The following is a 12,886-nucleotide window of genomic DNA, read 5'->3' on the forward strand; positions in this document are numbered from 1 at the left end:
ATCTGGATTTCTTCCGACGGTCGTCACTCGTCGCCGTTCTCGTCTCCTCGCCGGACGGAGAGGACGGGAGTCGACGCGGACCTGAGTATCCGTTCGGTCGTACTGCCGAGGAGCAGTCGGTCGACGCCGGTTCGCCCGTGCGTCCCCACGACGACGACGTCGGCGCCGTTCTCGTCCGCGTACGAGAGGATTTTGCGTGACGGGACGCCGTCGACCATCTCCGTCACCGCGTCGACGCCGACGTCCTCTGCCCGCGCTTCGGCGGCCGCTAACGCCTCCTTCCCCACGGTTTCGAGGGCGCTCCGAACCGTCTCGGGGACGAGGTTCCCCAACTTCGGTCTGATGACGCTCGTATCGACGACGTAGAGGACGTGTACCTCCGCGTCGAACCGCGCCGCCAAGGAGAGTGCGTGTTCGACGGCCGCTTCGGCGTCCTCGCTCGCGTCCGTGGCGACGAGAATTCGGTCGTACGTCGTGTCGAGACTCGTCTCCTCGCGTTCGCGGACGGTGAGAACCGGAACGTCAGCGAGTCTGACGACGCGTTCGGCGACGCTCCCCGTGATGACCCGACGGACGCCCGACCGGCCGTGCGTTCCGAGGACCAACAGGTCCGCGTCGTTCTCGCGCGCGTACCGGAGAATCTCGTTCGAGGGCGTCCCCTTCAAAATCTCGGTGTGAACCGTCGTCGCCGGGTCGGCGTTCGAGGCGACGGCTTCGACCTGCTTCTTCGCACGGGCGTCGAGCGCCTCGACGAAGTCGGCCGTGAGGCCGCCCGCGTCGAACACTCCGCCGGCCGCCTGCACGTCGACGACGGTGACGACGTGTACCTCCGCGTCGAACGCGTCGGCGAGGGCCAGTCCGTGGGCGGCCGCCGTCACCGAACACTCGGTGCCGTCCGTCGTGATGAGAACTCTGTCGTACATCGTCGGTACTCTGTTGCGTGTAGGAGACCCACGGTAATCAATGTACAGCGCCCTCGTAGTACGACGTGTCTCGTGGGGGGTCGCTCAGTCGAGCGACTGCCACCCGTCGGGTTGACCGTCGAGTCCCGTGACGCGAATCTCCGGTCCGGTCGCCCCGTCACGGAGTTCGACGTGCCCTTGGAACACCATGGAGATTCCCTTCGTGATGTTCTCACCGGACCCGAACTCGCCGACGTTCGCCTCCGGGTCGATGCCGCAGACGAACACGCCGCGCGAGCGTCGGTTTCGCGAGACGACGCTGTTCAAGAACCGGTAGACGTCGCGCATGTCCGATGCGGACTCACAGAGCGGTGAGACCGAGTACAGTCCCGACCGGAGTCGGTCCGTCTGGTAGCCGACGTCGTCCGAGAGCGCGGAGAACTCCATCGACAGCGCCGAGAGGTCGGCCGTTCCGGTGACCGACCGAACGAGTTCGTCGGGGGTCCCGGGACTGGACGCACATCCGACGACGCCCGTCGCGTCGTCGTCGTACGCGCCGCCGTGCTGCCGCTGGTCCCGGAGGAAGGCGTCGCCGCTGTCGGTGGTGATGCTGACGAGGCCTTCGCCCTCGCCGGGTGCGATGAGTCGGTGGACGAGCGACTTCAAGCCGGCGTCCGTCGGTCCCGAGACGAGGAGGTTCGTCCCGGCGTCGACGGGATTCAACGGGACGTCGTCGCCGAAACTGATGGCGTTCGCCGACATCACTCCACCTCCGTGTTCAGCACCTGACGGCGCAGTTCCAGTTGCTCTGCCACCTCGTCCGCGAACATCGCGAGTTCGCGTCGTTCCTCGTCCGACATCTCCTTGGGTTCGTAGTCGATGAGACAGAGCGACCCGATGGTCTGCCCGTCGGGCGTGTCGATGTTCGCGCCCGCGTAGGCTCGGACGCCGACGCTCGTGAGCGTCTCGTTCCCGAGGAAGCGGTGGTCGCCGAGGATGTCTTCGACGACGGTCACTTGCTCTTCCAGAATCGCGTGCGTGCAGATGGTGTCCTCGCGGTTCAACGACTCGCCGAGTTCGATACCGTGACACGCGATGAACTGCTCTTCGGTCTGGTCGACGGTGCCGACGAACGCCGCCTCCCATCCGAAGTGTGAGGCGACGAGTTCGGTGGTCCGTTCGAACGACTCGCGCAGGTCCAACTCCTCGATGTCGTACTCCGCCAGCGCCGCGAGTCGCTCGTCCTCGTTCTCGGGGAGGATGTAGCTAATCTGCGCGCGTTGGGTGACCAGGTCGCGGACGAGGTCACCGAGGCGTTCGCCCGCGTCGGGCGAACTCTTCCGGAAGTACTCGACGACCATCCCCTCGACCTGCGTCGTATCGATGTCGGTCGGACTCTCGTCGGTGTAGAGGACGCACGGCACGTCCGGCGCGGACTCGCGAACGGCGCGTACGACGTCCATTCCGGTTCCGTCCTCGAAGTCGGACTCCGTCACCACGCAGTCGACGTCGTTCTCTAGTTCGTCTCTGACGTCGGCAACCGACGCCGTCTCGACCGGTGAGAGTCCCGAATCTGATAACGCACTCGTCGTGTTCGTTCGTGCAGTCGTGTCTGCGTCGGCGCAGACGACGTTCATACCGCTCATCTCTGACGGAAACCCCGTTGCATACTTTCGTGTTTCAGAGCAGTGTAATATATCTGCGCTCCCGATTTTCGATTCTGATAGTAACAGTTGGATACTGCCAAGCGGACGTTTATGCCGGATGACGCACGCGACTCGTCGTCGGTGCCGTCTCGGACGAAAAAATTCGGTCTGTGGTCTACTCGCGGTTGCCGTTGGCCGCCGCCCGCGCCGAGGTGGGGACGCCGTCCGGAACGCTGAGGTCGGCTCCTTCCGTCGGCGCGTCGCCGGTGAAGTCCTCGGGTTCCATCCGACCGCCGGTCCCCTTACAGTTCTTCAGTCGCGGCACCGCGTGGTCGTACCTGCTACCCGACATGATAAACGTCGCGAACTGCAGGTTCTTGTACGTCGGGTTGTTGAAGTACGCCCACGCACTCCGCGCGGGGCCGTGGTCGTCGTAGGGGTCCGCGGCGACGCAGTCGACACAGGTCGACCCGTCGGTCCCGAGACGGTACGCCGTGTGTGCGAACTTCTCGGTGTAGAGGTTCTCCATGTGGATGTCGCCCCCACGGCCGGCGTGGTCGTCGTTTCGGTGCGGCGGGTTCCCACTGTTCGAACAGTAGTACGGTTGGTACCAGTCGCTGACGAACCCGTTTTTGAACGTGGCGTCGCCCGCGTGGTCGATGGTGTTGAACACGAACGCGTGGCCGCCGTCGTCGTTCGTTCCGCCTCGGTGTGTCCCGCCCGTGTAGTACCCGTCGAGGACGAACTCCTCGCCTTCGGGAACCATCGTCGCGAAGACACCGCCACCGCGACCGGTCTGGTTGAGGCCGCCTTCGATGCCGATGTTCTCCCACCGACCGCCGGAGTCGATGACGAACCGAACGGACCCGCCGTTCGGCTTGATGAGCGTGTTCGACAGGTCGTCTTGGGAACTGCGGAACAGTCGCCCTTCGCCCTTGCTCAGTTTGATGACGTCGACGGAGTCCGCCCGTGCAGTCTGTGCGAATCCCGTCGTCGCTATCGCCGCGCCGACGCCTTGCAGATATCGACGCCGACTGATAGATCCGGACGTGTCTTTCGTCTCCTCGGATGAGGTTGATGTGCTACGTTCGCTGTCAGATTCGGTGTTGCCTCTAAACATGTGTCTGTCGTCGCAGTCGTCTACCGCTCCGCAGAGCGCCTCGCTCCGCGTCGCGTCTTCGGAGAGACAGTTGCCTTTGATTAATATAACGATATTGTTTGATATATGGATGTGAATTTCCATTTCTATCTTATTTGAACGTCTGTGCACGAGATATTACAAAACAAATGTTCAATTTCAAACGAAATTATCTGAACCGGGTGATACCGCCATTTCTATCTGTTCGAGTAGGTGTCTGGCTTCGAATCACGCGCTCTGCTCGCCGTTGTGAGCGCTCTGTTGCGATATCTGAGAATAGAGTAATGCAGTATTACGCTCGACTACACGGCGCTCGGCGCATCTTTTTCGGTTAATCATCAACTACTTTGTTTGTATCTATTCTGACCATTCTTCTGATATATTAATATCCCGCTCGAATGAATATCTCTGAACTCACTCTGCTCGAGTCGAACCGTCAGAGATTCGGCGACAACTCCGACGAAACCGCGTTTCGAATCGTCTGTCTCGAACGCCTCGTGTACTCGCCCGAGATGTCCACTGTCTACGCAGACGTTCCGTCTGCTCTCTTCAGTATTGCTCTTTATGAACACTACTATTCCGAATATGTGACTCGCTTTCTGACAGTCTCATCGACTGCAGTTCGAGTGTACGTCCGACGCAGATGGTTCGCGCTCGCCTTCGTCTGCGGCGAAGTCGGGTCGATTCGTCGAACGTATCTCCCCTCTGGAACCTATTGTGGAAACATAAATATCTAGTCACTTCATCCGACACCGGCCGTGGAAAAGTGACGACTGCAGATGGTGCTCAAACAGACAAGTGTAGAGATTGACACGGCGCGTGGGCGACGTCACTCCGCGCGCACCTATCTCTGACCGCGCGTCGTTCAGGTGTTCGTGAGAAAGAGTCCATACGTCGGTACGACCTACTCTCATCGATGACGTCGAATCCCCACCACCGTTGCAACCGCTGTGGTCGAGATTTCGAGACTGGGCGACAGCTATAGTAGCGTCTGCAAGTCATCGCTCACTCGGCCGCACGACGGCGTGCGGTCGGATGAGTAAACAGTTGCAGACGCTACTATAGCGCTGCACCGCACCCGGAGACACGTCCGACCGGACGCGCACTGGTGGGTCGCGGTCGAAGACCCCGCGGGCGGACTCAAGTTCTCTCGCTAGAACGCCGTCGCTCCGTGCTCGCCGAAGAGCACCATTTATCACACACACCGCCGATGACCCACGTATGCGATTCGTCCGCTACGACGACGACCAGCTAGGCGTACTCACCGACGACGGAACCGGGGTCATCGACCTGACCGACCGCCTCGGACTCGACGGCGACGAACCACTCGTCGAGTACATCGAAGGCGGGTACGACGCAGGCGAATACGCCGACGAGGACCCGGACCACGACGTCGAGGACGTGACGCTCCGTTCTCCCGTCGGTCGTCCGGGGAAAGTCATCGCCGCACCCTTGAACTACGAGAACCACATCGAGGAGGCCATCTCGGACCGCGACATCACCACCGACGAGTGGTTCTCCATCAAGGACAAAGGCTACTTCCTGAAGGCGCCGTCGAGCGTCGTCGGCCCGGACCACGGCGTCGAACTTCCGTTCACGGACCGACGAACCGACCACGAGATAGAACTCGCGTTCGTGATGGGTAGCGACGCGAAAGACGTCTCCGCCGAGGAGGCGTGGGACCACATCTTCGGCTACACCATCCTCCTCGACATCTCGCTCCGCGGCGACCAGGACCGCTCGAACCGCAAGTCCTACGACACGTTCACCGTCGTCGGTCCGTGCGTGACGACGGTCGACGAGATACCCGACCCGCAGGACCTCCAGATGGAACTGCGACTCAACGGTGAACGCCGCCAGTACGAGAACACCGGCGACATGGTGTACACCTGCGCCGACGTGGTCCAGTACGCCTCCCTCGGTGCGACGCTGGAAGTCGGCGATATCGTCACGACGGGGACGCCGGAGGGCGTCAGCGAACTCTCGGACGGCGACACCATCGAGGCGGAGATAGAGCGAATCGGTTCGATGACCGTCGACGTGCGGGGACGGGACGTGAGTTACGCGGATGCGAACGTGCAGAAGGGCGGACAGGAGTAGACGCGCGGACAGAAGCAGCGGTCGCAGTGGCGGTCCGCCCCCGCTTCACTCGGCGGGCGTCGCTTCGGCGTAGAAGTTGAACGCCTCGAACACCGGCCGGTCGGTCATCCCGAGGAGGACGGCTTCGCCGTCTGGGTCGTGGTGGTGCGGCGCGTCCGGCGGGACGACGAAGATGTCCCGTTCGGCCCACTCCAACGCCTCGCCGTCCACGTGCGTCGCGCCCTCGCCTTCGACGACGAAGTACACCTCCACGGCGTTGTGGAAGTGCGGGTCGGTCGCCTCCTGTAACAACTGCGCGCGGAACGACATCGTCGGGAACAGCGGTTCTCTCCCGGTCGACGGGTTGACGTAGGCGACGCTGTAGCCGTCGTGCGGGTCCGGGTCGTCGTTCTCGACTCGCTGTTCCAGCGTCTCCAGCATCTCGTCCCACCCGAATCGGTACGGCGGCGTCGGCTCTCTCGTCCCCTGAAACGGCCCCGGAATGTCGCCCGACTTCTCGTTCGCCGGTCGTCCGCGACCGTACTGTGAGTCCCAGTACCCTTGCGTCTTCGTCACCGGTTGGCGTTCGAGTTCGTGATTCTCGAAGACGTTGCTCCGACTCATCGAATCGAGGATGAGCGGCAGGTCGAGGACGTCCAACCACGCCGCCGTCTCGTCGGAGTCGTTGACGTGGTCGTGCCACTCCCACTGCGGAGTGGTGATCAGGTCGTTGTCCTCCATCGGGAACTCCTCGCCCGCGACGACCGTCTTCATGTCCTCGTGGCCGTCGATTGCGAACCGCATCGCGTTGGCTCCGTGGCGATGCGCGGGTGCCGTCTCACCCGGCGAGACGGTCTGGATGCCGACGTAGATGGTGTTCGAGACGGCCGTGTTCAGTCCGGCGTTTATCGGGACGGCGACCCGTCGCTGGAACCCCGGCGGCAACTCGGCGATGGGGACGTCGGATTCGATGCCGTCGATGGCCGCCTGAATATCCTCCCACTTCCAGATGTCCGCCTGCATCTCGTCGAAGACGTGCCCGAAGTCCTCTTGGACCTCCCACAGCGGTCTGAGACGGTTCGATTCGAGGATATCCCTCGTGTCCGTACTCAGCTCTAAGAGTTCCGCTGGCTCTTTCTGACCCATGGACAACAGTTACCACAGATTCGACATAAGTGTACTGGAGGTTCGACGCCGTCGGGCGTCCGGTCCAGTCGCCGCCAGTCGGGCGATTACACCTGGGCCTCGAACACGTCGGCGGACGGAAAGACCTCCAGACAGTCTTCGCAGACCATCTGCCCCTGAATGGCGTACTCCCAGAGTTTCCCGCCGCAGTCCAGGCAGTCGAAGTGCGCTCTGACGAACGGGTCCGCTTCGGCGTACGGGTTCTCGAACTCGGTCATACTGATTGGGTACGGACGTGGTGTGTAAAAACGTACCCCGAAGTCACTCGCTCGCGTAGACCGCCAGGGCCTCCGCGAGTTCGTCGGGGAGTTCCCGCACCTCGCCGCCTCGTTCGACGCACACGCGCTGTTCGTAGCCGGAGAACACCACTTCGTCGACGTGGCGAGCGACGTAGTCGAACCGGACGCTCCGCGTTCCCACGTCCGTCGTCAGTTCGACGATGACGTCGTCGCCGGCTTCGACGGGCGATTCGAACTCGAAGTTCATCTCGACGAGCGGGAGGCCGAAGCCGTGTTCGTCCACGATGTCCCAGTACGGCCAGCCGATGTCCTGCATGAACGCGTCCGACACCTCGTGCACCGCGTCGACGATGCGCGGGTAGTGAGCGATGCCGAACGGGTCGGTGTCGGAGAAGCGAACCGTCCAGACGCGCTCGTACGTCATTCCGCCTCCAGGACGACGAGCGCGTCGAGGGCGACGGCGCCGTCCGCCGACGCCAACACGGGGTTCACGTCCAGTTCGGCGATTGGGTAGTCGGTGACGAAGTCACCGACGGCTTTCACGACGGCGGCGACTGCGTCGACGTCCGCCGGGTCGGACCCGCGATAGCCCCGAAGCAGCGTCGCCGCCTGCAGTTCCTCGATTGCGGACCGCGCCTCGCGGTGACTCACCGGTGCGATTCGGTGGCTCGTATCCTCGAATACCTCGGTGAACACGCCGCCGAGGCCCGTCAGGACGACGGGGCCGAACGAGGGGTCGCGCAGGCCGCCGACGATGACTTCGGTCCCCGCGTTCACGTCCATCGCCTCCTCGACGAGGACGTCGGCGTCGATGCCGCTCTCGGCGGCGGCCGCGAGTATCGCTTCCGCCGCCTCGCGCACGGCGTCGGCCGAGTCGAGACCGATTGCGACGCCCGCGCCGTCCGCCCACTCGCTCTTGTGCGTCACCGCGGGCGAGGACACCTTGACGACGACGGGATACCCCAGCGTTTCGGCGGCGTCGACGGCGGCCGTCGCGTCCGGACACACCTCGAACCGCGGCGTCTCGACCCCCGCTTCGGCGAGGAGACGCTTTCCTTCGGCCTCCGTCAGCGTCGTCCGGCCGTCTTCGCGGGCCGCATCGATGGGGTCGGCGTCACGCATCGCGGCTCACCTCCTCGGCGGCGACCCGCGCGGACAACTCGGCGTACCGCGCGAGAACGCCCGCGGCGTCGGCGGCGCGTTCGGGCGTCTCGAACGTCGGAACGCCCGCTTCCGCGAGTGCGGCTTTCTCCTCGGCCATCTCCTCTTCGACGCCCTCGGTGGCGAATAGGACGGGCTTTCCGACTCGTTCTGCGAGGCCGGAGAGCGACGCGACGGGGAACCCGAGCGCCTCCTCGAACAGTTCGTACACGAGGACGATGTCGACGGCGTCGTCTTCGGCGACGGCGGTGACCAACTCGCCGAACTCCGGCATGGGTCGGCCGGTGTCGACGGGGTTGCCGGTGTAGGTGACGCCCGGGAGGACATCGTCGATACGCGCCCGGGTCTCCGCGCCGAGTTCGGGGAGTCTGCCCCCCGCGCGTTGGATGCGGTCGGTCACGATGATTCCCGGTCCCGCCTGCGCCGTCACGACGCCGACGTTCGGGCCCGCCGGTTCGGGTGAGTTCCCCAGTGCCGCCGCGGCGTCCAACAGGTCGTCCGTCGCGTCCACCGTCGGGACGCCGTACTGCGCGAACCCCGCGGTGTAGAGTTCGTGGTCGCCGGTCAACGCACCCGTGTGGGACTCGGCGAACTCGCCGACGTCGGACTGACCGACCTTGTAGGCGACGACGGGCGTGTCGCTCTCGCGGCAGGCCTCCAGCAGGCCTCGGCCGTCGTCGGTCCCCTCCACGTGCAGGACGATGGCGTCGGTTCGCTCGTCGCCGTCGAAGTAGTCGATGGCCTCGGTGAACCCGACGTTCGCGCGGTTGCCGAGGCCGACCATCGCCGAGACGCCGCGCCCCTGTCGGCGCGACTGGAACGCCAGCACGTGCGCGACGCCGCCGCTCTGCGCGACGACGGCGGTGTTTCCGGCGGGGATTTTCTCGACCCCGCTGGCGAACGAACAGCGCAGGTCGCGTTCGGGGACGACGAACCCGCTCGTGTTCGGTCCGAGCAGCGAGACGTCGTGCTCGTCTGCGACGTCGACGACGCGGGCCTGGAGTCGTTCGCCCTCGTCGCCCGCCTCGGCGAACCCGCTGGCGTAGACGACGGCCGCGCCGATACCCGCCTCGCCGCACTCTTCGAGGACGTCCGGCAACGCGGGGCCGGGAACACAGCAGAGCGCGAGGTCTACGTCCCCGCCGATGTCGCTCACCGACTCGACGAACGGTTCTCCGAACAGCGTCCCCGACCCCGACGGATTGACCGGGTAGACGGGGCCGTCGAAGGCGGCGGCGTTCGCCATTGCCTCGTATCCGATCTTCCCCTCGGACGCCGACGCGCCGACGACGGCGATTCCCGACGGGTCGAACATGTGTGCGAGAGTCACACCCGTGAGTTGTCCTATCTCCGTCAAAGCGTTTTCCCCACGACACCGGCCCTCACTCGCCCGACGAGAATCTCAGACGAAGCGTCACCACCGACAACGTCATTGTCCGGGGCCGTGACCGTGGGGTAACCGATGTCCGAAGAGACCACGACTCGCGTCACCGACGTGTTCGCCGTCTCCCGCGCGTGGCTCTCGGTTCCGGTCGCCGTCGTCCTCGCGGGCGCGGTTCTCGGGTTCGCCCCGCTTTCGACCGACGCGACCCGGATGCTCGCGATAACGCTGTTCTGCGTCGTCCTCTGGGTAGGATCGCCCGTCAGACCGTGGTTCACCGCGCTCCTCTGTATCGGCCTCGTCGGCGTCACGTTCTCGCCGAGCCTCGCGCTGACGGGATTTCAGCTCCCCGCGACGTGGCTCGTCGTCGTCGGTATCCTCGTCGGGGAGGCGACGCGCGAGAGCGGTCTGGCGTCGCTCGTCGAACGACTCGCGGTCCGCTGGATGCCCGCCGGCGTCGCCTCCGACGCGCGCTCTGCGTATCGCTACCTCCTCGTCGTCACGTCGTTCGGCGGCCTCGCGTTCGCGGTTCTCGTCCCGTCCTCGCTCGTCCGCGTCCTCGTCCTCGCCCCCATCCTCCACTCGCTCGGCGGTCTGTTCTCGGACTCTCGCGCCCGCGTCGGACTCCTCCTCGGTCCGCTGTTCGCCACGTTCTACGGCGCGTCCGGGATTCTGACCGGGTCGCTCGCGAACATCATCGTCACCGGCCTTCTGGAGGCCAGCGGTGGCCCGGCCATCACGTGGACGGAGTGGGCGGTGTGGCTCGCACCCGTGATGGGCGTCGGCCGCGTCGTCGTCGTCGTCGCCGTCGCGCTCGCACTCTACCGACCGGCAGACGGCGCGACTGTCGACGTCGAGACGCCGGACCGGGCCGACGCCGTCTCGCTCACGTCGACCCAGCGGCGGATGGCGCTCTTTCTCCTCGTCGGCGTCGTCGTCTGGGCGACGGACTTCCTCCACGGCCTCCACCCGCTGTTCGGCGCCGTCGTCGTCGCGCTTCTCGCGTTCGCACCCCGAATCGGCGTTGTCGGCCCCGAAGCGGTAGAGCGCGCGAACTTCTCCATCCTCTTTTTCCTCGGCGCTATCTTCGCCATCGCGGAGGGACTGCGCCGCGTGGGGTTCACCGAACTGGCGGCGAACGCGCTCCTCGACTCCGTCCCGTCGGACCCCTCGCTCGCACTCGTGTTAGCGTTCGTCGTCGCCGTCTCGCTGGCGCTCACGTTCGTGATGGAGGGGCTGGCCGTCGCGAGCGTCCTCACGCCCATCCTCGTCGCGTTCGCCGAGAGCGTCGGCGTCTCCGTCGTCCCCGTCGCCATGATGGAAGCCGTCGCGCTCAACGCCTACTTCTTCCCGTACCAGTCGGCCGTGCTCGTCGCCATCCTCGGACTGGACGTCGTGGACGCCGCCGAACTGACGCGGATGGCGAGCGCCTGCTCGATAGCGACGCTCGCGCTCTTGGTCCCGATACAGATTGCCCTGTTCTCGCTGCTGTTCTGAGTCGTCTCTGACGCCTCGGCTTCGCCGTTCGACGCTCGCTACCCCTCGGGGAAGTACCGGTCCGCCAGTTCGCCGCGCACTATCTTCCCCGTCTCCGTCCGCGGGAGCGAGTCGCTCGTGACGACGTACTCTCGCGGCCGCTTGAAGTTCGCCAGTCCGTCGTGGTCGAGACAGAACTGCGAGAGGTCGTCGGCCGTGAGGTCGGCGTCCGTGACGACGACGGCGGTGACGACGTTGTCCCACTCGTCGTCGGGCGTCCCGAAGACGCACGCCTCTCTCACGTCGGGGTGGCTCTCCAGCGCGCGTTCGACTTCGGCGGGGTAAACGTTCTCGCCGCCGCTGAGTATCATGTTGTCAACCCGGTCGACGACGTAGAGGAAGCCGTCTTCGTCGACTTCGGCCACGTCTCGCGTCCGAAGCCAGCCGTCGAAGTACGTCTTCGCCTCGGCTTCGGGGTTGTCGATGTACCCCGTCGACATCCCGGGCCCGCGGGCGAGTATCTCGCCGCGCTCACCCGCGTCGACGGTGGCTTCGGGGTCGGGGTTCTCCGACAGCGGGGCCGGTTCGACGACGCGGAGTTCGTAGGAGAACGCCTCCTTCCCGATGGTTCCGGGGCGCTCTCGCTGTACCTCGGGATGCGCGTACGACAAGTTCGGCCCTCCCTCGGTCATCCCGTACGTGTTGTAGATTCGCTCGCCGAGTCGCTCTGCGGTCTCTTCGACGAGACGCTTCGTCAGCGGCGAGCCACCGGTCCGGACGTACGACAGCGAACTCGTGTCGTACCCCTCCTCGGCCTGCACCGCGTTCAGCCGTCGCAACTGCGTCGGGACGGCGAGGAGTCCGGTCACGTCGCGTTCCTCGACGAGTTCGAGCGCTCCGCGCGGGTCGAACGACCGTTGGAGCACCACCGTCGCGCCCGCGACGAAGTGCGGGTAGAGCCACGCGTCCGTCGTCACCATGTGATACCACGGCGTCGTGCAGAGCGCCACGTCCGTCTCGTCTATTCCCTGCTCCATCACGCCCTGAATCGCCCCGTACCACAGTTGTTCTTGGTCGAACGGCACCGCCTTGGGCGTGCTCGTGGTCCCACTCGTGTAGAGGACGGCGCACTCGTCGCCGATTGGGTGGTCGTCTCGGCGGTCTGGCGACGCCGCGTCGAGAACCGCCTCGTACGACTCCACGTCGTCGTGTTCGACGGTTGCGTCGCCGGCGTGAATCGCGGCGTCGAACGTCCCTCTGTCCAGGAGTTCGAGCGCCGTCTCGACGTTCCCGTCGTCGAAGAGAAGCGCTCGGGCGGACGCCGTCTCCGCCATCTCGACGAGTTCTCCGGTCGTCGCGCGGAACGACAGTTGCACCGTCGCGACGCCCCGTTCGTTGCCCGCGAGCATCGCCGTTATCGCCGGCGGTCCGTTGTGCGCGAGGACAGCACAACGCGCGGACCCGACGCGCCTCTCCAGCGCGTTCGCGAGGCGCGTGCTTCGCTCGTCTAACTCGCGGTAACTGAACGCCCGTCCGTCTTCGGTGACGAGAGCCGTCTCAGTCGGATAACACCGCACCGTCCTGTCGAACGCCTCTACGAGCTTCATCGTGTGCTACGTTAGGAAGTACCGCTCCACCCACAGTATTAATTGTTCTGGTCGGGGGAGGCGCGTCGCGTT

12 protein-coding genes are annotated in these 12,886 nt (G+C 65.0%); 2 read left to right on the plus strand and 10 right to left on the minus strand.

Annotation, left to right across the window (positions count from 1 at the left end):
• Positions 1–23: 23 nt before the first annotated feature.
• The 4 genes from BM282_RS14380 to BM282_RS14395 form a co-directional block, all read right to left on the minus strand.
• Positions 24–923 carry a universal stress protein gene (locus tag BM282_RS14380; RefSeq protein WP_089882305.1) on the minus strand — a complete coding sequence of 300 codons (900 nt, stop codon included), beginning with the start codon at positions 921–923 and terminating at the stop codon, positions 24–26.
• Between the two features lie 84 nt (positions 924–1,007).
• Positions 1,008–1,664 carry a DUF7504 family protein gene (locus BM282_RS14385; protein ID WP_089882307.1) on the minus strand — a complete coding sequence of 219 codons (657 nt, stop codon included), beginning with the start codon at positions 1,662–1,664 and terminating at the stop codon, positions 1,008–1,010.
• Entirely contained in the window at positions 1,664–2,548 is an 885-nt protein-coding gene (locus BM282_RS14390) for a GAF domain-containing protein (protein ID WP_089882309.1), read from the minus strand. Before BM282_RS14390 ends, BM282_RS14385 begins: the two co-directional genes overlap by 1 nt.
• A 175-nt stretch (positions 2,549–2,723) precedes the next feature.
• Positions 2,724–3,668 carry a hypothetical protein gene (locus tag BM282_RS14395; protein ID WP_139229735.1) on the minus strand — a complete coding sequence of 315 codons (945 nt, stop codon included), beginning with the start codon at positions 3,666–3,668 and terminating at the stop codon, positions 2,724–2,726.
• Between the two features lie 1,239 nt (positions 3,669–4,907).
• Between BM282_RS14395 and BM282_RS14405 the strand changes: the two genes are divergently transcribed.
• Positions 4,908–5,786 carry a fumarylacetoacetate hydrolase family protein gene (locus BM282_RS14405; protein ID WP_089882315.1) on the plus strand — a complete coding sequence of 293 codons (879 nt, stop codon included), beginning with the start codon at positions 4,908–4,910 and terminating at the stop codon, positions 5,784–5,786.
• Positions 5,787–5,831: 45 nt separating this feature from the next.
• Here BM282_RS14405 and BM282_RS14410 read toward each other — a convergent pair whose 3' ends face one another.
• The 5 genes from BM282_RS14410 to BM282_RS14425 all read right to left on the minus strand — a co-directional run bounded on the left by BM282_RS14410 (position 5,832) and on the right by BM282_RS14425 (position 9,680).
• Positions 5,832–6,911 carry a cupin domain-containing protein gene (locus BM282_RS14410; protein WP_089882317.1) on the minus strand — a complete coding sequence of 360 codons (1,080 nt, stop codon included), beginning with the start codon at positions 6,909–6,911 and terminating at the stop codon, positions 5,832–5,834.
• 86 nt (positions 6,912–6,997) lie between these two features.
• The gene (locus tag BM282_RS18595; RefSeq protein WP_175501558.1) at positions 6,998–7,168 is read right to left on the minus strand and encodes a hypothetical protein; all 171 of its coding nucleotides are present in this window, start codon (positions 7,166–7,168) and stop codon (positions 6,998–7,000) included.
• 43 nt (positions 7,169–7,211) lie between these two features.
• Positions 7,212–7,613 (minus strand): acyl-CoA thioesterase, encoded by a 402-nt coding sequence (locus BM282_RS14415; protein WP_089882319.1) that lies wholly within the window; start codon positions 7,611–7,613, stop codon positions 7,212–7,214.
• Positions 7,610–8,311 carry an acetate--CoA ligase family protein gene (locus tag BM282_RS14420; RefSeq protein ID WP_089882321.1) on the minus strand — a complete coding sequence of 234 codons (702 nt, stop codon included), beginning with the start codon at positions 8,309–8,311 and terminating at the stop codon, positions 7,610–7,612. Before BM282_RS14420 ends, BM282_RS14415 begins: the two co-directional genes overlap by 4 nt.
• The gene (locus tag BM282_RS14425; protein ID WP_089882323.1) at positions 8,304–9,680 is read right to left on the minus strand and encodes a CoA-binding protein; all 1,377 of its coding nucleotides are present in this window, start codon (positions 9,678–9,680) and stop codon (positions 8,304–8,306) included. The genes BM282_RS14420 and BM282_RS14425 overlap by 8 nt, the downstream gene beginning before the upstream one ends.
• A 132-nt stretch (positions 9,681–9,812) precedes the next feature.
• Here BM282_RS14425 and BM282_RS14430 point away from each other — a divergent pair, with 132 nt between their 5' ends.
• Entirely contained in the window at positions 9,813–11,228 is a 1,416-nt protein-coding gene (locus BM282_RS14430) for an SLC13 family permease (protein WP_089882325.1), read from the plus strand.
• Between the two features lie 38 nt (positions 11,229–11,266).
• Here BM282_RS14430 and BM282_RS14435 read toward each other — a convergent pair whose 3' ends face one another.
• Positions 11,267–12,814: a class I adenylate-forming enzyme family protein gene (locus BM282_RS14435; protein ID WP_089882327.1), complete on the minus strand. Its 1,548-nt coding sequence runs from the start codon at positions 12,812–12,814 to the stop codon at positions 11,267–11,269.
• Positions 12,815–12,886 lie beyond the last annotated feature (72 nt).

Origin of the sequence: Halogeometricum limi (genome assembly GCF_900115785.1) — an archaeon.
GTDB lineage: Archaea > Halobacteriota > Halobacteria > Halobacteriales > Haloferacaceae > Halogeometricum > Halogeometricum limi.

What these genes read in the sequence shown, in the direction of transcription:
- BM282_RS14415 (WP_089882319.1), bottom strand. Translation starts at nt 7,613, where the DNA reads ATGACGTACGAGCGCGTCTGGACGGTTCGCTTCTCCGACACCGACCCG.
- BM282_RS14405 (WP_089882315.1), top strand. Translation starts at nt 4,908, where the DNA reads ATGCGATTCGTCCGCTACGACGACGACCAGCTAGGCGTACTCACCGAC.
- BM282_RS14420 (WP_089882321.1), bottom strand. Translation starts at nt 8,311, where the DNA reads ATGCGTGACGCCGACCCCATCGATGCGGCCCGCGAAGACGGCCGGACG.
- BM282_RS14380 (WP_089882305.1), bottom strand. Translation starts at nt 923, where the DNA reads ATGTACGACAGAGTTCTCATCACGACGGACGGCACCGAGTGTTCGGTG.
- BM282_RS14395 (WP_139229735.1), bottom strand. Translation starts at nt 3,668, where the DNA reads ATGTTTAGAGGCAACACCGAATCTGACAGCGAACGTAGCACATCAACC.
- BM282_RS14390 (WP_089882309.1), bottom strand. Translation starts at nt 2,548, where the DNA reads ATGAGCGGTATGAACGTCGTCTGCGCCGACGCAGACACGACTGCACGA.
- BM282_RS14385 (WP_089882307.1), bottom strand. Translation starts at nt 1,664, where the DNA reads ATGTCGGCGAACGCCATCAGTTTCGGCGACGACGTCCCGTTGAATCCC.
- BM282_RS14410 (WP_089882317.1), bottom strand. Translation starts at nt 6,911, where the DNA reads ATGGGTCAGAAAGAGCCAGCGGAACTCTTAGAGCTGAGTACGGACACG.
- BM282_RS14435 (WP_089882327.1), bottom strand. Translation starts at nt 12,814, where the DNA reads ATGAAGCTCGTAGAGGCGTTCGACAGGACGGTGCGGTGTTATCCGACT.
- BM282_RS14430 (WP_089882325.1), top strand. Translation starts at nt 9,813, where the DNA reads ATGTCCGAAGAGACCACGACTCGCGTCACCGACGTGTTCGCCGTCTCC.
- BM282_RS18595 (WP_175501558.1), bottom strand. Translation starts at nt 7,168, where the DNA reads ATGACCGAGTTCGAGAACCCGTACGCCGAAGCGGACCCGTTCGTCAGA.